This is a genomic window from Sphingomonas citri (genome assembly GCF_019429485.1).
Classification (GTDB): Bacteria; Pseudomonadota; Alphaproteobacteria; order Sphingomonadales; family Sphingomonadaceae; genus Sphingomonas; species Sphingomonas citri.
In genome coordinates, this window is sequence record NZ_JAHXZN010000005.1 from 149,601 (window position 1) to 170,406 (window position 20,806).

Here is a 20,806-nt window from a genome sequence, read left to right on the forward strand (position 1 = left end):
CTTATGCACGCGGCTGGGCCGGATAGACGGCGGCGGGCCCATGCTGCGCATAGGGCACGTCGGCGACGCGGCAGAGATAGACGTCGTCCTGCGGGTGCGCCACCGCGGTGAAGCCCGAGGCGCGCAGCATCGCCTCCGAACAGGCGCGGTTGGGCGCCCACCAATTGGTCCAGTCGCCCGCGAACCGGCGCTCGATGAAGTGCATCTTCGGATAGGCCGGATCGTCGAAATAGGGCGGCGGCGTATAGGTGCCGGGCACGAAGAAGGGATGGTCCTCCGGCACGTCGCTGAGGCCGGTCGAGCCCTGTTGCATCGTCTGGAACAGCATCAGGTCGCGCGCGACATGCTCGCGGATGAGGTCGAGCGCGAGCAGCGGGTGACGCAGGTGATAGAGCACGCCCATGAAGATCACGAGATCGAAACGCTCGCCCAGCTTGGCCACATCGTAGACCGACAGCTGCCGGAACTCGACGCTGTCACCGTAGCCGAGCGTCTCGGTGGCGAGCCGCGCCTGGGCGAGATAGCGCTCGTCCCAGTCGATCCCGACTACGCGCGCCGCCCCGCGACGCTTCATCTCGACCGAGTAGAACCCCGCGTTGCAGCCGATGTCGAGCACCGACTTGCCGGTGAGATCGTCGGGCACGCAGCCGGCGAAGGCGGCGAACTTCTCGCGCGGATAGTCGCCGAGGAAGTGATCGGGCGCGGTGGTCAGCCCGCCGCCAAGATCAATGTTGTGAAACCATGGCGCGAGCGCGTCGACCCGCTCGCGCAGCCCCTCCCCGGCAGATGGCATCCGTTCCCCTTCACCCGTTCGTTACGCCAACGAACGATTATAGAAGGTGTTCCATCTACTTAGCCGCGAAGCGTGATCCGGCTCGCCACGGTGCCGGCCGATCGCCCGCGGCGAGCCGGACGAAGCAGCGCCCGCCGCGCAGGCGATAGCCGCGGCACAGCTGGATCGCGTCGCCGCGCGCGACGCCGCCGACCGACAGCCGGTACAGCGAGCTGCTCCGGTCCGCGGCGATGCCAGTAGGGCGCAGCCGGCCGAGCACGGGCCAGCGCCGCAGCGCGCCGCGCCAGCCGTCGCGCGCCACCGCGGCATTCTCATAGGCGCCGAGCTGGAGATAATAGCCGCCGGGGGTGAGCGGCCGTGAGCGCGACGCGACGACCGGCCGTGCGGTCGGAACGAGCGCGGCGGGCGGTACCGGACGCGACACCAGCGGGGGCGCCGCCGGCGGGACGATCTGCGACACGAAGGTGGGCGGCGGCGGGGCGGCGACCGCGATCGGCGTCGCCACCGGGGCCGGCGCGACGAGCGCGAGCGAGACGGGAAGGCCGGGGTCGCCCGCCGGCGTGATGCCGAGCAAGGCGGCGACCTGATCCGACGCCGCACGCGGCTGCGCCAGCGCCGCCCAGGTGGCGAGCCGGCGGTCGACCGCGTCGGCGGGCAGGTCATAGGCGGCGAGCGCGCGGGCCTGCGGCCACTGGCCCGTCAGCGCGAGCGTGAAGGCGAGGTTCTGCCGTGTCTTCGCATCGGCCTCGGGCAGGCGCGCGGCGGGCATCAGCACCTGCAGCGCGCCCGGCAGGTCACCCGCGAGCGCGAGCGCCAGCCCGCGGTCGGGCGCAGCGATCCCGCCGGCATGCGCGGCGAGCGTGGCGCGCGCGCGGTCCCACTGGCCGACCGCGACCTGGGTGAGCGCGAGGTTGAGGGCGGCGGCGTGATCGTCGTGGCGGAGCGTCAGCGCGTCCTCGAACGCGCGCGCCGCCGAAACGAAGCGGCCCGCGCGCAGATAGGCGACGCCGAGCAGGCGACGATGCTCGCCATTTTCGGGAGCGTCGGCCACCGCGATCTCGCTCTCGTGCACGGCGCGGCCCCAGCGGCGCTTGACGAGCGCCTTGCGCGCGCGCTCGGCGTGATGAGCCGCATCGGCAGCGCGCACGCGGCCATCGCTCGTCGCCGCCGCGGGCGCGACCACCTCGGCCAAGCCGGCGCCGAGCAGCGCCAGACTGAGTGCGCCGACCATCGCGACGCGCCTCATGCCGCGTCCGCCGCGAGCCGGTCGAGCGCCGCGGTGAGTAGCGTCTGTGCCGAGACGCCGCGCGCTGCCGCCGCCTGGCGCAACCATTGGTGGCGCTCGCCGTCGAGCCGGAGCGTGAAGGCGACCCGCTTGCCCGTCGACAGCGCCATCGCGCGCGCGTCCGTCGCCGCACCGAGCTCCGCCACGAGCAGCTCACGTGCGGCGAGGACGGGCGGCAGCGCCGCAGGTGACCCCTCTCCCATGTCGTTCCAGCCGAGCTCGTCGCCCGCCCGCGCCAGCGCGCTGAACGTGTCGGCGCGCCGCATCGCCGGGCGCGCCTGGCCCTTGCGCGCGAGCAGCCCCGCGCTGAACGCGGCCGTCGGCTTGGTCCCGAACATCATGCCACCACGCGGCGGCCGAAGCCCGCCCCCTGTGGTCGCGCTGGCGTCGTGCCCGGCTTGGGCGCGGCGAAGACGGTGCGCCGAAAGTTCTTCTCGAGCCGGTCGGAGACATAGCTCCACAATTCGGCGATCTCGGCGGCGGAGCGCCCCTTGGGGTCGACCTCCATCACCGTGCGCCCGTCGATCATCGACGCGGCGAAGTCGGTGCGCTGATGCACCGTGATCGGCGCCACCGTACCGTGCTGCGACAGCGCGATCGTGGCGTCCGAGGTGATCCGCGCCTTCGGCGTGGCGGCGTTGACGACGAAGAGCAGCGGCTTGCCCGAGCGCTCGCAGAGATCGACCGTGGCGCCGACCGCGCGCAGGTCGTGCGGGCTCGGCCGAGTCGGGATCACGATCAGCTCGGCGACCTGGACGACGCTCTGGATCGCCATGGTGATCGCGGGCGGCGTGTCGATCACCGCCAGTTTGAAGCCCTGAGCGCGCAGCGCGTCGAGGTCGGCGGCGAGGCGCGACACGCTGGTCTGCGCGAAGGCGGGGAGCTCGGCCTCCCGCTCGTTCCACCAGTCCGCCAACGAGCCCTGCGGGTCGATGTCGATCAGCACGACCGGTCCGGCGCCGACGAGCTGCGCCTGCACCGCCAGATGCCCCGAGAGCGTGGTCTTGCCCGATCCGCCCTTCTGCGATGCCATCGCGAGTACGCGCATGTCGCCGCTCTGCCCCCCGTTGTTACGTGGCAGGGCATGCCAGCGCGGGGTGGACGAAGCGTTAATGATGACCGCGAACCGGTTGAGGTAGCGCCCTAGATCCTCCCCGGCGCGGGGAGGGGGATCAGCCGCAGGCTGGTGGAGGGGTGCTTCCGCGGGCGGCGTGCTGCTCAAAGGCGCGCGCGCTCCACCACTCGCAACGGCAACCGAGCCTCACGCGGACGTGGGGCCTTGTGGACAGCCCCCGCCGCCACCTCCGGCTACGCCGGGCGGTCCCCATCCCCGCCATGCGAGGAGGATTGACTCACCCCTTCGGCTCGTCGCCGTAGTATAGCTCACCGATGCGGATCTCCTCGCGCCCCTGCGAGACGCGGTGCGCATTGGTGTCGCGCAGCGAGTAGACGCAGCCGCAATATTCCTGCTGATAGAAATGCTCGCGCTTGGAGATCTCGATCATCCGCGCCGCGCCGCCCCCCTTGCGCCAGTTGAACGTCCAATAGCTGATGCCCGGGTAATGTGCCGCCGCTCGCTCGCCGCAATCGTTGATCTGCGCCATGTTCTTCCAGCGCGAGATGCCGAGCGAGGAAGTGATCACCGGGAACCCGTGCTCGTGCGCGTACAGCGCGGTGCGTTCGAAGCGCATGTCGAAGCACATCGTGCAGCGGATGCCGCGCTCGGGCTCCTGCTCCATTCCGCGCGCGCGCTTGAACCAATTGGCGGTGTCATAATCGGCGTCGACGAACGGAACGTCATGCGCCTCGGCGAAGCGGATATTCTCCTCCTTGCGGAGCAGATATTCCTCCTTCGGGTGGATGTTCGGATTGTAGAAGAAGATCGTATAGTCGATCCCGCTCGCGGTCATCGCTTCCATCACCTCGCCCGAGCAGGGCGCGCAGCAGGAGTGGAGCAGCACCTTCTGGGCACCGTCGGGGGGCGTGAGGATGGGTCGCTGGAGGTCGCTGGTCATGCCGCGCCCCCTAGCCGATCCCCGCGCGAAAGTCATCGCATCGCGGCCACCTGGCACCCTATATCGCGCGCGTGAGCGCACCCGCGACCCGCAAGATCATCCATATCGACATGGACGCCTTCTACGCGTCGGTCGAGCAGCGCGACGCGCCCGAGCTGCGCGGGCGCCCGGTCGCGGTCGGTGGCGCACGTGCACGCGGCGTGGTGGCGGCGGCGAGCTACGAGGCGCGTGCCTTCGGTGTACGCTCGGCGATGCCCTCGGTCACCGCGCTGCGGCGCTGCCCCGAGCTGGTGTTCGTGCCGCCGCGCTTCGACGTCTATCGCGCGGTGAGCCAGCAGATTCATGCGATCTTCACCGACTACACCGAGCTGATCGAGCCGCTCTCGCTCGACGAGGCCTATCTCGACGTCACCGAGGACGTGCGCGGGCTCGGCTCGGCCAGCGCGATCGCGGAGCAGATCCGCGCGCGCATCGCCGCCGAGACCCGGCTCACCGCCTCCGCCGGGGTGAGCTACAACAAGTTCATCGCCAAGCTGGCCTCGGACCATAACAAGCCGAACGGCCTCTGTGTCATCCCGCCGGGGCGGGGCGCGGCCTTCGTCGCCTCGCTGCCGGTCAAGCGTTTCCACGGCGTCGGCCCGGTGACTGCGGCCAAGATGGCGCGGCTCGGGATCGAGACCGGCGCGGACCTGCGCGACCGCGACATCGCCTTCCTGCGCGCGCATTTCGGCAGCCACGCCGACTATCTCCACGGCGCCGCGCGCGGGATCGACGAGCGACCGGTGCGCGCGCACCGCGAGGCCAAGTCAGTCGGTGCCGAGCGCACCTTCGAGACGAACCTCGCCGAGCGCGCCGCGATCGAGGAGGCGCTCGAGCGCGTCGCCGACGCCGCCTGGGCGCGGATCGAGCGCGCCGCGGCGCGCGGCCGTACCGTGACGCTTAAGCTGCGCCGCGCCGACTTCGCCACGATCACGCGCGCGCGCTCGCTGACGACGCCGATCGAGGATCGCGCGCAGATGGTGGCGATCGGCCGTGCGCTGCTAGCGCCGCTGCTGCCGGTCGAGGGCGGGATCAGGCTGCTGGGGCTGACGCTCTCGGGGTTGCAGCGCGACGAGGCGCCCGCACAGGCGGCGCTGCCGCTGCTGTGACCGGTCATGCGGCGCGCCACCCGACACCGATCCCGAACCTCACCGTGCTCCTGCGGAAGCGGAGGGACAGGAACACGCGGGTCTCCGCCCAGGGCTCCGGGCTCCTGCGTTCGTAGGAGCACATTCCACGCCTCCGCGCACACCCAATCCCTCGCGTCGTCGCGTCATCGCGTGCGGGCGCCCCGCGCAGCACGCCTCGACTCGGCCACTCGCCGAGCATCGGCTATCGCGCCGTCAGACGAGGAGAATCACCGATGAAGCCACCGATCGGCCCGACCACCCGCCTATGCATGTCGCTCGCCGCGCGCCCGGGCACCTTCGGCTCGCGCTTCCACAACCATCTCTACGACGCACTCGGCCTCGACTTCGTCTACAAGGCATTTACCACGACGGACCTGGAGGGTGCGGTGCGCGGCATCCGCGCGCTCGGCATCCGCGGCTGCGCGGTGTCGATGCCGTTCAAGGAAGACGTGATCCCGCTGCTCGACGGGCTGCGCGACTCCGCCGCGGCGATCGACAGCGTCAACACCATCGTCAACGACGAGGGCACGCTGCTCGGCTACAACACCGATTACAGCGCGGTGCGCACCCTGGTGGAGCCGCTCGCCCGCGCGCCGTTCCTGCTCCGCGGCAGCGGCGGCATGGCCAAGGCGACCGCAACCGCACTGGTCGACGCCGGCTTCGTCGAGGGCGTGATCGTCGCGCGCAACGAGGCGAAGGGACGCAGCTTGGCGACGGCGCTGGGCTGCGGCTGGCAGGCCGAGGCTGAGGCGCTGACGGCACCGATGCTGGTCAACGTCACCCCGCTCGGGATGACCGGCGCGGACGCCGAGGCGCTCGCCTTCACGCGGACGCAGGTGGAAGCCGCCGAGGCGGTGATCGACGTCGTCGCTAAGCCGGTCGAGACGCCGCTGCTGCGGCTGGCGCGCGCGCTGGGCAAGCCGGTGGTGACCGGCGCCGAGATCGCCAAGCTTCAGGCGCTCGAACAATTCGTCCTTTACACCGGGGTGCGCCCGACCGAGGCGCAGGTCGCGGCAGCGGAATCTTATGCGCTTGCGACGTGACGCTGTCCGACCCGGAGGCATAGCCAAGCGGGCGAAGAGGCGCGTCGAAGCCCTCGCGCGAAACTGAGCAGCAGCGAGGAGCCATTGGTGGCGACGATCATATCGGCCGTCCAACTGCGCTGACCGGCTGACCATCCGCTAGGTATGCGACTGCCCGCCCCTTCATTGAGCTTCCGGGCGACGCGCACTCCTCCTCGGAACGTCTCGCGATGTTGGCGCGCCGTCGCGCATTAAGCGCTCGCTGGATCCGCCGCTCAGGTCAGGTTGGCGCGCGTGATCACCGTTCGGGAGACCGCGTCCGCGCCATAGGTCTTCAGCGCAGCGGCATGGACGAGTTCACGCAGCACCTGCAGCTGCGGCACATAGCCCTCGGCCGGGCCCGCGATCGGCGCGGCGAAGCTGGTGCGGTTGACCGCGTCTGCGAGCAAGGGCAGGCCCGACCGTATCTCTCGCTCGCGCCGCACCGGCACCTCGATCTGAGCGTCGAAACTGAGATAGCCGAGCAGATGACCGTCCGACCCGACGAGCGGAGCGGTCAGCGTACCGATCGGCATGAACTCGCGCCGCGGCGCGGCGGCGAACATATTGTCACCCCCGACGAGGTGGCTGACCTCCAAGGCACTCAGGCTGCCGACGGCGATGCCGCAGAGCAGGACAAGAAGACGACGCGCGAAGGGTGGCACCGCGATGATCCTTGAAGCTCAGAAACGAAGGCTGCCGTCGCGCGGCAGCACGGAAGGTTCGGACAGCACGATGATCGCGATCCGCCGGTTCTCGGCGCGGCTCGGCTGGTCCGGATAGACCGGCTGCGTGCCGGCGCGCGCGACGATCTGCGCGAAGCGATCGGGCGAGAGCCCGTCCGCCACCAGGGTATCGCGCGCGGCCTCGGCGCGGGCGCCCGAGAGCCGCCAGTTCGCCGCGCTCTGCGCACCGCCCTCGGCGCTGGTATGCCCCTCGACCGCCAGCTGCGCGTCGACATGCTGGAGCCGGCGCGCGACCTGCGCGAGGAGCGTGCGGCCATACGCGTTCAACTCGGCGGTAGGCCCGGCGAAGATGCTCTGCTGCGCGGTGTCCATCAGCGTGATCCGAACGCCGTCATGCTCCCGCTCGACCTGCACCGCGCGCAGTCCCTGCGTCGCATTGGGTGCGAGTTCGAGCGCGACACGCAGCTCGTCGGCGAGCGCGCGGCGGCTCGCCGCCGGGATGTTCGCGGTCCCGCCGTGCGACGCGCCGGCGGTGCCCGCCTCGGCGCTCAGAATGCCGTTGGCTTGCATCTGGTCGCCCTGTGCGCGTCGTAACCGACCGCCAGTGCCCGGTTCCAGCTCGGGCTGGTCGGCCTGCGCCGCCGGTGCCATCGTCGTCACGGAGGTGGAGAAATATTGTGCGAGGCCTTTGAGCCTTCCCTTGTCGGGCGTCGCGATCAGCCAAATCAGCATGCCCGGCAAGCAGATGGCGATCGACGCCGATCTGTCCGCCGGCATGATCACCGAGGAGCAGGCGCGCGCCAAGCGTGCCGAGCTGGAGGCCGAGAGCGGCTTCTACGGCGCGATGGACGGCGCCTCCAAGTTCGTGAAGGGCGACGCGATCGCCAGCGTCGTGATCACCGGGATCAACATCATGGTCGGGCTGACGATCGGCGTGGCGCTGCACGGCCTGCCGTTCGGCGAGGCGTTCCGCACCTATACGATCCTCACCGCGGGCGAGGGTCTGGTCAGCCAGATCCCCGCGCTGATCGTCTCCACCGCGGCGGGTCTGCTCGTCTCCAAGGGCGGCGCGCGCGGCAAGACCGGGGTGGCGCTGAGCGAGCAGCTCGGGCGCTATCCTCAGGCGTTCGCCATCGTCGGCGCGCTGCTCGCCGCGCTCGCACTCGCGCCGGGCCTGCCGTTCCTGCCGTTCGCGCTGCTCGCGGCGGGCTGCGGATGGCTGAGCTGGACGCTCGGCCAGACCGCCGCACGTCGACGCGCTGACGAACTCGCGGTCTCGATCATCGAGGCGGAGAAGAGCGCGGCCGAGGCCGCCGAGCCGATCGCCGAGACGCTCGCGATCGACGCGGTGCGGATCGAGCTTGGCTACGCGCTGCTGCCGCTGATCAACGATTCGAACAGCGAGCCGCGGCTGGACGATCAGGTTCGCGCGCTGCGCCGCCAGCTCGCCGCGGATTACGGCTTCGTGCTGCCCGCGGTGCGCATCCTCGACAATATGACTCTGCCGCCGCACCAATATCTCGTGTTCGTGCGGGGCACCGAGGCGGCGCGCGGCGAGATCCGCATCGACAAGCTGCTGGTGATCAACCCGGGCGGCGCGCCGCTGGGCCTCGCGGGCGAGACGGCGCGCGAGCCGGTGTTCGGTCTGCCCGCTTTATGGATCGACCGCAGCCTACGCGACGAGGCGGCGCTGCGAGGCCTCACCACGGTGACCTGCGGCACGGTGGTAACGACGCATCTCACCGAGGTGGTCAAGGCCAACCTGCCGGACCTGCTCACCTATACCGAGACGCAGAAGCTGCTCACCGAGGTGCACCGCGACGTCGAGAAGTTGGTGGCGGAGATCATCCCGTCCAAGATCACGGTGTCGGCGGTGCAGCGCGTCCTGCAGACGCTGCTGGCAGAGGAGATCTCGATCCGCGATATTCCGACGATCCTCGAGGGGATCGCGGAGGCGGTGAGCTTCACCCAGTCGATCCGCTTCATCGCCGAGCACGTGCGCGCGCGCCTCGCCCGCCAGATCTCGGCGCAGCACACGCGCGACGGCGCGATCCCCGTCCTGCTGCTCGGCGCGCGCTGGGACGAGGCCTTCTCCGAGGCGATCGTGGGATTAGGCGACGAGCGGCAGCTGGCGATGGCACCCGACCTGGTACAGCGCTTCATCGACACGGTGGCGCGCGCGCTCGATCGCTGGGCCGAGCGCGGCGAAATACCGTGCCTGCTCACCAGCCCGGCGCTGCGACCCTTCGTTCGCTCGGTCATCGAGCGCGCGCGTCCTGCGACCGTAGTGCTGTCGCAGAGCGAGATCCACCCGCGCGTTCGGGTGCGCGCGCTGGGCACGCTCGACGATGATTCCGCGACGGCCGCCGCTGCCTGAGCGCGCGACATCCTATGAGGATACGACGTGAACCTTGGATTGTGGAGCGAGCGTGCCGGTGATCAACGTCCATTCCGCCGCGACCAGCGGCCAGCGCGCTCCTTCCTTCAAGGCGTACGGGGAGGGTGACGGCTCGACCACAAGTCGCTTCGATCATCTGCTCGCGAGTGAGATGTCCGCCCAGGATGAGGCGTCGGCTTCCCGCGACAAGGGGGCAGCCGCTGATACAGCGTCCGGTCACGCCGAGGTCGCCTCGGACGCGAGCGTCGTCGAGCCCGGCAGCGACGCCGCCCGGCTCGGTTCACCGTCCGCAAGGCATCTTGTCACCGAGCGAGCGGCGCTACCCGTTCCAGCGAAGGTGAGTGCGGCCGATGACGCGATCGTCGCGCTCAGCGGCGACGGTGACGCGGTCGTCGCGACCGCTGCCGAGCACGCCCCGCCGGCTGCCGTCCACGCCACTTCGTCGAACGCGATGGTCCCACCGCACACAACGCCCTCGGCTGCCACGATTAGCCTCGGCAGCGGTCCGGTCCTCGGCGCACCGGTGACCGACGGGCTGACGCTGGTCGCGGACGAAGATGCGCCCGCACCAGCGAGCGACGGCGGCAGAAGTGTGTCCCGACGCAACATAGTGTCCATCGAGGAGGACACCGTTGCCGCCGATCTCGACAGCTCCGCCGCGGACGACGCGGGCGTCGAGGATCCGGCCGGAAGCGTGAACGCAGCGCTGGTCGACGCGACGCATGCGAGCAAGCCGGTCGGCTCGATGCAGGCCGAGACGAGCGTCGCGGCCGGCAGGCTGGTCTCCGCCTCGCCGGTGGCAAGCGCGTCCGTCAGCGCGTACGATCTGATCGAAGCGGCCGACGCGCTCCACGAGGAAGCGGGACAAGCGAAGGGCGAGCTGGGCGACAGGGCGCGGTCCTTCGACGTCACGGTCAACATGCCGGCGAGTGCGGGCGCTCACCGCTCCCCTCCCGCGATCCCCCTCGACGCTCTTCCACTCGGCATCAACCCAGTAGCGGCAGGCGCCGTGCCTCTGTCTCAAACCGTCTGGCGACCCGGCGTGGCGGATACGGATGTCGCCGCGCTACGCCATGTCGAGCGGCTGTACGCACCGCACGACGGCCCGACGCCGAGCGGGAGCGCCGGTACGTTCGCTCGACTCGGCACCATCGGGCAGGACACGGGCGTGGCGCTCGCGCGCGGCGTCGCGGACGGGCGTGACCATGTCGCGATCCGCCTAGACCCGCCCGACCTCGGCCGGATCGACGTGCAGTTGAGCTTCGGCCAGGATGGCGGGCTTCGCGCCATCGTCGCGAGCGACAATCGCGCCGCTCTCGACCTGCTGCGCCGTGACCTCGATCAATTGCAGCGCGCGCTCACCGACGCGGGCGTACGCGCGGACGCGCAGTCGTTCCATTTTTCCGAGCGGCAATCAGGTGGCAGTCAGCGGTGGGACGCGCCGGTCGCGCGCGGCCAACGATATGCCGCGCCCACCGACCTCACCGCCGAGCGACCCAGCGCCGCTCCCACTCCCCGCCGGCTGCGTTCGAGCGGCCTGATCGACGTCTTCGCCTGAGGAGTTACCACCATGACCGCCCCGATCAGCACGTCCGACGCGAGCAGCGTCGCCGAGAAAGTCGCCGCGCAGAAAGCCGCCGCGCAGAAGGCAGCGGTCGACCGCGCCGCGCTCGACAAGATCGGCGATGCGACGGCCGCACCTGAGAGCAAGCCGGTGATCAGCGCCGACTTCAACATGTTCCTGAAGCTGCTGACGTCACAGATCCAGAACCAGAATCCGCTCAGCCCAATGGACACGGCGCAATTCACCAACCAGCTGGTGCAGTTCGCGCAGACCGAGCAGTCGATCCAGCAGAACAGCACGCTCAAGACGATCCTCGCCAAGCTGACCTCGCAGGAGCTGGCGCAGGCGTCTTCCTACATCGGGCGCGAGGCGCGCTTCGACACGCAGGTCGCGGGACTGACCGCGGACAAGCCGGCGAACTGGTCGTACCAATATAGCCAGATGCCGGCGACGCTGCTGGCGGAGATCAAGGACAGTAGAGGCTCGGTCATGAAGACGATGGCGCTTAGCCCCGCCACCAAGGGCAAGATCGTGTGGGACGGCACGAGCGCGCTCGGCAGCAAGGCAACCGAGGGCAATTACACGCTCTCGCTCGTCGCCAAGGACGTCAACGGCGCGACGATCAACGGCGCTATCACAGCGGCCGGAACGATCACGTCGGCGATGATGCTCGACGGCCGGGCCATCGTCACGGTCAACGGCGCCAACTACCCGCTCGATGCGCTGCTCTCGATCGACAATGCCGGCGCCGCCAACATCATGGCCTGAACAGCATCTCTCGGTGAATCTTTTCCGTCACCCCGGACAGTCCGATAAGCTCAGGAGAGCGACGTTGGCGATCTACTGTGCCGCCGCACCTTCAAGGCGTGGGTTTCGCGGGAAAGGTGGGTCCGGACCCATAAGGCGGCTTGCACCTTCGGGCGTCTGATCTCGTGCCGCTTTTCACTGGTGGTACGGTTCGGGGAGAGAGGCTTCCTTCTCTTCCCTCACCGTCATCCCCGCCCCTTCGACGCCGCCTGCGCGTCGCTCAGGACAGGCTTCACCCGGGATCCATTCTTTCGCGAGAGCAACACCGGCGGCTCTCGCGGCACCATGGATCCCGTGTCGAGCCCGGGACGACAGGGGTAAGCCGCTTCCGGTTTAACGAACATCTTAGATCCAGACCGGTGAAATCCGGAACATATCCGGCAGGACGGAGGGTGAGGAATGTTTCGTGATTTTTGTAGGGAAACGCTGGAGGACGAGCACCGTCGCGTTCACAGAGAATAGACATTCCTACTGGTCGGTACATGATCGTGACCGCGTCGCGGACTCGATCACTGTACGGACCGGTCCCGCAGCATAGCGACCTGCCGCGTCGTCGAAACAGATTGGTCGGCCTCGCCCACCTAACTCAGACCGCAGGAGTAAGCGCGCTCACCCGCGACCGCGACCCGCGTTGCCGAGCACGAGCGCGGCGAGCAGCCGGCCAGTATAGCGCAGGCACAATTCCTGGTGAATCGCCGCGGCAGCGTCGCTGCTGGCGACGATGGCGCGAACCGCTTCGGCGCGGGCGCGCGCGGCGTGATAGTCGGCGTCGTGGTCGTGGTACATGCGCGATCTCCTCGCGCTCTCCTTTGCCCCCCCGCCTCTCGCCGGCATGTCGACGATGTTGCGCCGGCGTCATCATTGTCGCGCGACTGAGCGTTTGTCGCGGCACGCGCGTGACGAAAGGTTGCGCGACGGAACCCATCGCCTCGCGCGTCATTGGAGCGGGCATCCCACAGCACAGGAAGTTGATCTATGCGTAAGATGCTCCTCTCCACCCTGCTCGTCGCCGGCGCAATGAGCATGTCAGCCTGTTCGACGCTGCGCGGCGCGGCGATCGGCGGCGCGGGCGGCGCCGGGGTCGCGGCGGCGACCGGCAAGAGCGTCGAGAAGGGTGCGGCGGTCGGTGGCGTCGGCGGCGCGGTCGTCGGCACCGTGGTCGACTGAGACGATCCGCACGGTGAGAGCGGGGGGATGTCAGCCGCGGGGCATCGTGATGATGTTCGAGCTGAGCGTCTCCCCGTCTCGCAATGACCGGCCGGACGATCGCTCGCCCAGCTCGCGGAGCAGATCGGCCCGAAGACGATCCTTCGGTCGTCCGAACAGAGCGAACATCGCTTCGAGCTCCGGTGGCTCGGGCACGTGAACTTCGCCGACCGACTGCCGCGTGGCCGGCCGTACCGCTAACCATCGACCCGCCGAGCAGACCCGAAGCCCCGCCATCAGCTCGATCGGCAGCGTCGCGCCTTCCAGTCGAGCGAACGGGCACGAACGGAAGTGTTCGCCGGGCGCACCGATCACCACGTCACCGCACCATGCTGCGATCACGTCGTGCGCGTCCCGCGGACTGAGCAGCACGTCGATGTCGGCCACCGACGTTGCGGCCCCGTGCAGCCATGCCGCCGCGCTGCCGATCACCCACCAGGGATCGCGCGCGCCGCGTAGCGTCGTCGCCACCTCGTCCAGCGCGGCGGCGAGCGGCGACATGCGCCTCAGTCGCCGGTCAGGATGCGATCGACCAGCTGCTGCACCGTCGGCACGAAGCCGTTCGAGTAGAAGGGGTCGCGCTTGAAATTATAAGCGGCGTGGCCAGCGAACATCAGGTTCTTGTCGGTATCACCGCCGTGCGCGATGTCCTGCAGCGTCTTCTGAATGCAGAAGCTGCGCGGGTCGGCGAGGCGGCCGGTCGAGTTGGTCTCGGTGTCGGCCCAACTCGAGAACAGGCACTGGCTTAGACAGCCCATGCAATCGGCCTGATCCTTGCGGATCTCCGCCTTCTCGCCCGGGGAGACGAACACGAGCGTATTGTCGGGGGTCTTGAGCGCGTCGGTGAAGCCCTCGCCGAACCACTGCCGCGCGCGCAGCAGATCGTTGCGCGTCACCCAGAAGTTCTTGCCCTTCACGCCCACGTCGAGCTGGAAGACGTGATCACCCGCTTCCTGCGTCGAGAAGGCGATCTGGCGCTCCGATCGCGCCTCGAGCGAGCGGAGGAAGGGGTTGCGCACCGCAGAGGAGTAGAATCCGGTCGGTGAGAAGCGGTGAAGCAGCACCTCGCCCTCCTCGATCTCCAGCAGCTTGGCCTTCCACTCCTCGGGGATGGGGCTCTCGCGCGTCAGTAGCGGGCGCGTGCCGTATTGGAAGGCTATCGCGCCGAGCTCGGGATTGTCGATCCAGTCGTTCCACTCGCGCAGGTACCAGACGCCGCCCGCCATCACGATCGGCGTGCTGTCGGGGATGCCGCCCTCGCGCATCGTCTCGCGCAGCGCCTTCACGCGCGGATACGGATCCTCGGGCTTGAGCGGGTCCTCGGCGTTGGACAGGCCGTTGTGGCCGCCGGCGAGCCACGGATCCTCGTAGACCACCGCGGCGAGCCACTCGCTCGCCTTGGAATAGGCGCGCTTCCACAGCGCACGGAAGGCGCGGCCCGAGCTGACGATCGGCAGATAGCTGACGTTGTAGGACGCGGCGATCTCGCTGAGCTTGTACGGCATGCCCGCGCCGCAGGTGACGCCCGCGACCAACCCGCGGGTCCGCTCCAGCACGCCGTGGAGCACGCGCGGCGCGCCGCCCATCTCCCACAGCACGTTGATGTTGATCGCGCCCTTGCCGCCCGCGATCTCCCAGGCGCGCTGCACCTGCTGCACCGCGCCCTCGATCGCATAGGCGATCAGTTCCTCGTGGCGCTCGCGCCGGGTGAGCGCGCGATAGACCTGCGGGATGATCTTGCCGTCGGGATCATAGCTGTCGGCGTTGACGGCGGAGACGGTGCCGATCCCGCCCGCCGCGGCCCAGGCCCCGGCCGAGGCGTGGTTGGTCGCGGCGACGCCCTTGCCACCTTCCACCAGCGGCCACACCTCGCGGCCTCCATAGACGATCGGCTTCAGCCCCTTGAACACGCTCTTCCCACTTCCATCACTGACGTAGCGCGCGTCCGTATAAAGCAATCGGGCGGAAGCGCGACAAAATTGCGACTCAACCGAGACAAGTGGGTCGCCCCGCGGCCTCGGCATAGAGGGTGGCGTAGCGGGCAATCATGTCGCTCTCGTCGAACTCGGCGCGAGCCTTGGCACGGTTCGCGGCGCCGATGCGCTCGCGCAGCGCGGGATCGCCGGCAAGCGCCTGGATCGCGTCGCGCAAGCGAACCTCGCCGTGATGCTCGGTGACGAAGGGCAGGTTCTCGGGCGCGACCATCTCGGCGACGTCGCCGACCGGCGGGCTCACCACCGGCAGCCCCGCCGCCATCGCCTCGACCACGCTGGTCGGCGACTGCTCGCTCGTCGAGGACAAGGCGAGCAGGTCGAACAGCCCCATGTACCGGTACGGTCGCTCGACCGCGCCGGTGAGCACGACCCGATCGTCGATCCCCATCGCCAGCGCGGCGCGCTCGATCGCGGCGCGCTCGGGCCCGTCGCCGACGATGACGAGGCGGAAGCGGGCCGACAGACCGCCGACCGCGCGCACCAGCGCGGGCAGGTCCTTGTGCGGCAGCAGCGCGCCGACCGCGCCGATCGCGAGCTCGCGCTCGTTGCGGACGAAGCCGGGAAGCGCGCGGGGGTCGGGCCGCTCGGCATAGAACGCGGTGGCGACGCCGTTGCCGATGCGATGGACCCGCGCGCGCGGCTGCTTCCACGTCTCCAGCGCGATGCGTTCCAACGCGCGGCTCGGCACCACCAGGGCGTGCGCGACGGACAGCGCGAGGCGGCGGTAGATCGTGCGGTCGCGGCGCAGCCCGCCGGCCTCTTCCCCGACGAAGCCGTCCTCGTGATGGATCACCGGCGGCAGCCCGCGCGCGAACACCCGCCGTGCCATCACCGCGTCGATCGCGGTCCAGTCATAGGTGAGGACGAGATCGTGGCCGCGCATCTGCTTCGCCAGCGCCTCGTAGCGCCCGAGCGAGGGCTTGCCCGCGAGGGGTGGCGCCTCCTGCGCGATCTCGTAGCGCACGCCTTTGCCGATGCGGTGCCGCGCCCCGAGGCGGGTGGCGTCGGCGACTACCAGCCGATGCCGGGCTCGATCGCCGAACGCGGTCATCAACCGCGCGACGCGCGCACCACGTGCGTCGAGGTCGAAGCTCGGCAGGACATGCAGAAACGAGAGCGGCTGTGGCATGGTGGCCACATAGCGGCGCGAAAGCACGCGCGCATCATGTTGCCCGCGATTTTCGCGCGTTTCTCGTGCTTAAGGTAACGGGCGAGAGATCTGGCCCGTGCCGTCGCTCGCGGAACCAAGGGAGTTCTTTCTATGCTGAAGTCGATCATCGCCGCCGGCAGCGCGCTCGCGCTCACCGCGACCCCGGCGCTCGCCGCCGCCAACCCCGCCGCCTCGCTGTCGGTCGCCAAGTCGGCGCGCGCGTCGGCTGTCGGCAAGGGCAAGAGCGAGCTCGCCGCGCCCGGCGCGATCGTCGGCCTGGTGCTGGCCGCCGCGGTCGTGGTCGCCGGCGTGATCATCGCGGTCGATGACGGCGACGACTCGGACAGCAACTGAGCCGTCCGCCGGCACCGCCCCGCGCGGTGCCGGCCACGTCGACGCGGTCAGCCGATCGCCTGCTTCGGCACGTGCGTGATCCGGCATGCCAGGTCCGCCTCCCCGCTCGCCACCACCCAGTGATCGCCGCCGTCGGCGATTCCGGTGGTGAAGACGACATTGTCCAGGTACATCTGCTCCTTCAGCGGCTCGGTCAGCGCCGGTGCCGGCTCCAGCAGCGCGTCGTCGCTGGTGGCGAGCGTGCGCGACGGTTCGTCGCGATCGAGCAGCGACCAATAGGTGCGGTAGATACCGACGACGCCCGAGGGCTCGACGCCGTGCCACAGGGTCAGCCAGCCCTCCTGACCGTTCACCGTCGTCAGCACCGGCGGCGCCCCGCCCCCCATGCGCGCGGTCGCCATCGTCTTGGCGTGCGGACGGATACCGGGGGCGTCGCGCGGCTTCCAATGGAGCGCGTCGGGCGAGGTGGCGAGGTTGATCGACGGCCCGGCACGCCACTCGCTGTCGGGCGGATAGGCGAAATACAGGTCGCCGAGCGGCCGCGTCTGCGCCCAGAAGGCACCGCCTACCTTCCCCTCGAAGATCAGCATGTCCTTGTTCTGATGGTCGAGCACGATGCCCTCGAGCTGCCAGTCGAGCGCGTCGTCGCTGGTGTAGAGCGTGGTGCAATGGCGCTCGGGGCTGACCGAGCAGCTCGTCATGTAGAAGCGCCCGTCGACGCGGCTGATCCGCGCGTCCTCGACGCCGTAGCATTGATAGGCGGCACGTGGCGCGATCGCGCGGTCGTAGTGGATCGTCTCCACCCGCGTGCCGCTCGCGTCGAGCTCGATCGGCAGCAGCCAGGACAGCGACGTCAGCGCCATCACCTTCCAGCCGCCGCCGCGCATCATGAACTTGCGCGGGTCGGAGGTGTCGACCAGCGACAGCGGCCAGGCGTCTAGCACGTAGCGGTCGCCGTCCCAGCGGATGGCGTGGATCTGCTGGTCACGCACGGGGTGACGCAGCGCCTCGGCGACGCGCACCATCAGCAGCAGGTTGCCATTGGCCAGCCGCGTCATGCCCGGGTTGAAGGCGCCGAGCACATAGGTCTCGGCGTCGAGGTGCCCGGCGAGCGGTGAGCGCGACAGGTCGACGTCGCCGGGGCCGAACACCAGGGCATCGTGGAGAAAGTCGGTGGCCATAACGATCAATCCCCGTCCTGCACGCGCGGGCTGATCGTCAGCCGCTGGATCACCGCGCGGCGCGGCTGGGTGAGCAGGTAATGCACCCCCACCGCGATGTCCTCGGCGCGCAGCATCTTCTCCTCGTCGATCATCTCGCGCTGCTTCTCGGGCGGGAGGTCGGGCAGCTGCATGTCCGAGCCCGTGAGGCCGGGCTCGACCAGCGCGACGCGCACGCCCCTGGGTCCGAGCTCGCGCCGGAGCGCGATCGAGAAGCCCTGCAGCCCGCTCTTGATCCCGGCGTAGACGGTGGAGTGCGGCCCGAGCACATTAGCGCTGGTCGAGCCGATCATCACCACGTCGCCCTCCGTCATGTCGCGCGCGGCGCGCTGGGTCAGCAGCAGATAGTGCGTGAAGTTGAGCGCGATCGCGTGCAGCAGCGCGGCCTCGTTCATCTCGGTCACGCCGCTCGCGGCCTCGGCGGCGTTGGCGACCACGACGTCATAGCCGCCGAGCGTTGCGCTCGCGGCATCGACGGCCGCGCCGACCTGGTCGGGGCGACTGAGATCGAACAGCCCGCCGTCGCCCGTGCCGACCTCGCGCACCCGCGCGAGCGCATCGTCGAGATGCGCCTGATCGGTGCCGACGAGATAGACGTGCGCGCCCTCGGCGGCGAGCAGCACCGCGACCGCGCGGCCGATCCCTGTGGTGCCGCCGGTGACGATCGCGCGCCGCCCCTTGAGCGTCGCCTGCGCGCTATGCGCGTCACTGATCTCGGTCATGCTGGTCCTCTCGCTCACCCCGGCTGAGCGAGACGAACCGCTAGCGTGCGGGTTCCGCGGTCGCGGCGAGCAGTCGATCGATCGCGGGCAGCAGCGCCGGTTCGTCGAGCAGTGGGGCGTGTCCCACGCCCGGCACCGCCACCAGCTCGGCGCGCGGCAGCGCCGCGATCATGCGCCGTGCGGTGGCGTCGCTCAGGATGTCGCTGCGCTCCCCGCGCGCGACCACCACGGGTACGTCGCCCAGCGCCGCCCAGGCGCGCCACAGGTCGGGCCCTGCCTCGCCGCCGGGGAGCCGGAACGGCTCGGCGATCTTGAGGTCATAGTCGAGCACGATCCGCCCCGCGCTGTTGAGCCGATAGAGCCGCTTGGCCATCGCCAGCCACTGGTCGATGCGCCAGCCGGGATAGACGTCGGCGTTCGCCTCCTGCAGACCGCGCGCGGCGTGGAGCCAGGTGGGATAGACGCTGGGCTTGCCGACATAGCCGCGGATGCGCGCCAGCCCGCCGGGCTCGACCGCCGGGCCGATGTCGTTGAGCAGCGCGCCGGCGATGCGCCCCGGCAACATGCCGGCGAGCAGCATCGTCACGATCCCGCCGAGCGAGGTCCCCACCGCCACGACGCGCTCCAGCCGCTGGTCGGCGAGCAGCGCCACCACGTCCTGCGCGTAGGTCAGCGGCACATAGGTCATCGGGTCCTTGGCATAGCCGCTCTCGCCGCGGCCGCGGAACTCGACCGCGAGCACGCGCCGCCGCCCGCCGAGCGCCGCGACCAGCGGCTCGAAGTCGCGGACGTTGCGGGTCAGGCCGGGCAGACACAGCAGCGGGGGAGCGGCGTCGCTCTCCGGGCCGGGATAGTCGCGCGCGTGCAGCCGCAGTCCGTCGGCGGACCACCAGTAGACGTCGCGAAAATCCGCCATGCTTGTTTCCCCGCTTCGGCGCGCCCCATATCCACGCATGCCCTTCGACCCGCAAGCATATCGCCCCGAGCGCCGGATCCTGTCGCTCAGTGAGCCCTTCTACGATCCCGTCCGGGCCGCGAACTTCCCGGAGACGCGGTTGCGCTTTCGCAACGATCGCGCCGCCACGGAGGTGGGGCTGCGCGGGCTCGACGAGGCGGAATGGATCGCGCATTTCGGCCGCTTCGCGCCGCTGCCGGAAAGCCTCGAGCAGCCGCTGGCGCTGCGCTATCACGGACACCAGTTCCGCGCCTACAATCCCGATCTCGGCGACGGCCGCGGCTTCACCTTCGCGCAACTGCGCGACCGCGACGGGCGGCTGCTCGATCTCGGCACCAAGGGATCGGGGCAGACGCCGTGGAGTCGCTTCGGCGACGGCCGGCTGACGCTCAAGGGCGGGGTGCGTGAGGTGCTCGCGAGCGAGATGCTCGAGGCGCTAAGCGTGCCGACCTCGCGCACTTTCTCGCTGATCGAGACGAGCGAGGCGCTGGAGCGCAACGACGAGCCCTCGCCGACCCGCGCGGCGGTGCTGGTACGATTGAGTCACGGCCATATTCGCATCGGCACCTTCCAGCGGCTCGCCTATCACCGCGACGAGGACGCGATGCGGCGGCTGGTGCGCTACGTGCTGACCGAGCTGTACGATGAGCCCGGGGACGACCCGGTGCGGCTGCTCGAACTGGTGGTGGCGCGCACCGCGGTGCTGGCGGCACGCTACATGGCGGCCGGGTTCGTCCACGGCGTGCTCAACTCGGACAACATCAACGTCACCGGCGAGAGCTTCGATTATGGCCCATGGCGCTTCGCGCCGACGTGGGACCCGGGCTTCACCGCGGCCTATTTCGACCATGGCGGGCTATACGCCTTCGGTCGTCAGCCCGAGGCGATCCTGTGGGACGTGATGCAGCTCGCCTCCTCACTGCGGCTGATCGCGGAGAGCGATCCGCTGGTGGCCGCGCTCGACCGGTTCGCGGAGGCGTACCAGCCCGCGGTGGCGGAAGCGCTGCTGTGGCGGATGGGGCGCGTGCCGCGCGGTGAGGCGAGCGACCGCGCGCTGGTGCAGGCGGTCGAGCGCGCGCTGCGCGCGAGCGGCGTCGGGCTCGACCGCTTCTTCTTCGACGTGTTCGCGCAGGAATTGCCGGCAGGCTACGGCGCCGAGTGGGACGCGGTGCGCGCGGCGCTGGCGGACTACGCGTCCCGCAAGTCGCGCGACCATGCGTACTGGCGTGGTGAGCCGTGCGCGATGCTGATCGACGAGGTCGAGGCGATCTGGGCACCGATCGCCGAGCGCGACGATTGGGGGGCGTTCGCGGCCAAGCTCTCGGCGATCCGGCAGATGGCTGATGCGCTGAGGTGAGATTAGGCGCGGGTGTCCCTCATGTGCCCCTGTGCATGCGGGAGCACTGGCGACGTCAAGCCATTGCCTC

General features: G+C 69.9%; 22 protein-coding genes. 8 read left to right on the forward strand and 14 right to left on the reverse strand.

Translation table 11 applies throughout. The annotated features are described in order from the left end of the window. Window position 1: 1 nt before the first annotated feature. The 5 genes from KZ820_RS14790 to KZ820_RS14810 form a co-directional block, all read right to left on the reverse strand. Window positions 2-793 carry a TIGR04290 family methyltransferase gene (locus KZ820_RS14790; protein WP_219749374.1) on the reverse strand — a complete coding sequence of 264 codons (792 nt, stop codon included), beginning with the start codon at window positions 791-793 and terminating at the stop codon, window positions 2-4. A 55-nt stretch (window positions 794-848) separates the two neighbouring features. Beyond that, window positions 849-2,039, reverse strand: coding sequence for a tetratricopeptide repeat protein (locus KZ820_RS14795; protein ID WP_219749375.1), 1,191 nt, complete (start codon window positions 2,037-2,039; stop codon window positions 849-851). Next, on the reverse strand, window positions 2,036-2,419 hold the full coding sequence (locus KZ820_RS14800; protein ID WP_258048216.1) for a hypothetical protein: 384 nt from the start codon (window positions 2,417-2,419) through the stop codon (window positions 2,036-2,038). The genes KZ820_RS14795 and KZ820_RS14800 overlap by 4 nt, the downstream gene beginning before the upstream one ends. Further along, on the reverse strand, window positions 2,416-3,126 hold the full coding sequence (locus tag KZ820_RS14805; RefSeq protein WP_219749376.1) for an AAA family ATPase: 711 nt from the start codon (window positions 3,124-3,126) through the stop codon (window positions 2,416-2,418). The genes KZ820_RS14800 and KZ820_RS14805 overlap by 4 nt, the downstream gene beginning before the upstream one ends. A gap of 304 nt (window positions 3,127-3,430) precedes the next feature. Next, window positions 3,431-4,093 (reverse strand): epoxyqueuosine reductase QueH, encoded by a 663-nt coding sequence (locus tag KZ820_RS14810; protein ID WP_183931460.1) that lies wholly within the window; start codon window positions 4,091-4,093, stop codon window positions 3,431-3,433. Window positions 4,094-4,155: 62 nt separating this feature from the next. Here KZ820_RS14810 and dinB point away from each other — a divergent pair, with 62 nt between their 5' ends. Both dinB and KZ820_RS14820 read left to right on the forward strand, forming a co-directional pair. Further along, on the forward strand, window positions 4,156-5,241 hold the full coding sequence (gene dinB, locus KZ820_RS14815; protein ID WP_373369030.1) for a DNA polymerase IV: 1,086 nt from the start codon (window positions 4,156-4,158) through the stop codon (window positions 5,239-5,241). 254 nt (window positions 5,242-5,495) lie between these two features. Then, window positions 5,496-6,305, forward strand: coding sequence for a shikimate 5-dehydrogenase (locus KZ820_RS14820; protein ID WP_219749377.1), 810 nt, complete (start codon window positions 5,496-5,498; stop codon window positions 6,303-6,305). A gap of 254 nt (window positions 6,306-6,559) precedes the next feature. Here KZ820_RS14820 and KZ820_RS14825 read toward each other — a convergent pair whose 3' ends face one another. Both KZ820_RS14825 and KZ820_RS22235 read right to left on the reverse strand, forming a co-directional pair. After that, entirely contained in the window at window positions 6,560-6,988 is a 429-nt protein-coding gene (locus KZ820_RS14825) for a hypothetical protein (RefSeq protein ID WP_219749378.1), read from the reverse strand. Window positions 6,989-7,006: 18 nt separating this feature from the next. Beyond that, window positions 7,007-7,741, reverse strand: a complete 735-nt coding sequence (locus tag KZ820_RS22235; RefSeq protein ID WP_373369027.1) for an OmpA/MotB family protein — start codon at window positions 7,739-7,741, stop codon at window positions 7,007-7,009. On the opposite strand from KZ820_RS22235, the gene KZ820_RS14835 reads away from it, so the two are divergent. The 3 genes from KZ820_RS14835 to KZ820_RS14845 all read left to right on the forward strand — a co-directional run bounded on the left by KZ820_RS14835 (window position 7,740) and on the right by KZ820_RS14845 (window position 11,739). Next, window positions 7,740-9,386 carry an FHIPEP family type III secretion protein gene (locus KZ820_RS14835; protein WP_373369028.1) on the forward strand — a complete coding sequence of 549 codons (1,647 nt, stop codon included), beginning with the start codon at window positions 7,740-7,742 and terminating at the stop codon, window positions 9,384-9,386. The two genes, KZ820_RS22235 and KZ820_RS14835, sit on opposite strands and share 2 nt — an antisense overlap. A 358-nt stretch (window positions 9,387-9,744) precedes the next feature. After that, window positions 9,745-10,965, forward strand: coding sequence for a flagellar hook-length control protein FliK (locus tag KZ820_RS22240; protein ID WP_219749381.1), 1,221 nt, complete (start codon window positions 9,745-9,747; stop codon window positions 10,963-10,965). Window positions 10,966-10,977: 12 nt separating this feature from the next. After that, the gene (locus KZ820_RS14845; RefSeq protein WP_219749382.1) at window positions 10,978-11,739 is read left to right on the forward strand and encodes a flagellar hook assembly protein FlgD; all 762 of its coding nucleotides are present in this window, start codon (window positions 10,978-10,980) and stop codon (window positions 11,737-11,739) included. A 648-nt stretch (window positions 11,740-12,387) separates the two neighbouring features. Here KZ820_RS14845 and KZ820_RS14850 read toward each other — a convergent pair. Then, window positions 12,388-12,564 carry a hypothetical protein gene (locus KZ820_RS14850; RefSeq protein WP_183919679.1) on the reverse strand — a complete coding sequence of 59 codons (177 nt, stop codon included), beginning with the start codon at window positions 12,562-12,564 and terminating at the stop codon, window positions 12,388-12,390. A 189-nt stretch (window positions 12,565-12,753) separates the two neighbouring features. Between KZ820_RS14850 and KZ820_RS14855 the strand changes: the two genes are divergently transcribed. After that, on the forward strand, window positions 12,754-12,945 hold the full coding sequence (locus KZ820_RS14855) for a hypothetical protein (protein WP_219749383.1): 192 nt from the start codon (window positions 12,754-12,756) through the stop codon (window positions 12,943-12,945). A gap of 30 nt (window positions 12,946-12,975) precedes the next feature. On the opposite strand, the gene KZ820_RS14860 is transcribed toward KZ820_RS14855, so the two are convergent. From KZ820_RS14860 to KZ820_RS14870, 3 genes are all read right to left on the reverse strand, one after another. Next, window positions 12,976-13,485, reverse strand: coding sequence for a hypothetical protein (locus KZ820_RS14860; protein WP_219749384.1), 510 nt, complete (start codon window positions 13,483-13,485; stop codon window positions 12,976-12,978). A 5-nt stretch (window positions 13,486-13,490) separates the two neighbouring features. Then, window positions 13,491-14,894: an NAD(P)H-dependent flavin oxidoreductase gene (locus tag KZ820_RS14865; RefSeq protein ID WP_219749385.1), complete on the reverse strand. Its 1,404-nt coding sequence runs from the start codon at window positions 14,892-14,894 to the stop codon at window positions 13,491-13,493. 76 nt (window positions 14,895-14,970) lie between these two features. Further along, window positions 14,971-16,107: a glycosyltransferase family 4 protein gene (locus KZ820_RS14870; protein WP_219749386.1), complete on the reverse strand. Its 1,137-nt coding sequence runs from the start codon at window positions 16,105-16,107 to the stop codon at window positions 14,971-14,973. Window positions 16,108-16,239: 132 nt separating this feature from the next. On the opposite strand from KZ820_RS14870, the gene KZ820_RS14875 reads away from it, so the two are divergent. Further along, a complete protein-coding gene (locus KZ820_RS14875; protein ID WP_219749387.1) occupies window positions 16,240-16,482 on the forward strand; it encodes a hypothetical protein in 243 nt (80 codons plus the stop codon). Between the two features lie 47 nt (window positions 16,483-16,529). Here the strand turns inward: KZ820_RS14875 and KZ820_RS14880 are convergent, their stop codons facing one another. From KZ820_RS14880 to KZ820_RS14890, 3 genes are read right to left on the reverse strand one after another with little or no spacing between them, the layout of a single operon-like run. Continuing rightward, window positions 16,530-17,663 carry a glycoside hydrolase family 130 protein gene (locus tag KZ820_RS14880; protein WP_219749388.1) on the reverse strand — a complete coding sequence of 378 codons (1,134 nt, stop codon included), beginning with the start codon at window positions 17,661-17,663 and terminating at the stop codon, window positions 16,530-16,532. 5 nt (window positions 17,664-17,668) lie between these two features. Further along, a complete protein-coding gene (locus tag KZ820_RS14885) occupies window positions 17,669-18,424 on the reverse strand; it encodes an SDR family oxidoreductase (RefSeq protein ID WP_219749389.1) in 756 nt (251 codons plus the stop codon). A gap of 40 nt (window positions 18,425-18,464) precedes the next feature. Beyond that, entirely contained in the window at window positions 18,465-19,340 is an 876-nt protein-coding gene (locus KZ820_RS14890; protein WP_219749390.1) for an alpha/beta fold hydrolase, read from the reverse strand. A 37-nt stretch (window positions 19,341-19,377) separates the two neighbouring features. Between KZ820_RS14890 and KZ820_RS14895 the strand changes: the two genes are divergently transcribed. Further along, window positions 19,378-20,736, forward strand: coding sequence for a protein adenylyltransferase SelO family protein (locus KZ820_RS14895; RefSeq protein WP_219749391.1), 1,359 nt, complete (start codon window positions 19,378-19,380; stop codon window positions 20,734-20,736). Window positions 20,737-20,806 lie beyond the last annotated feature (70 nt).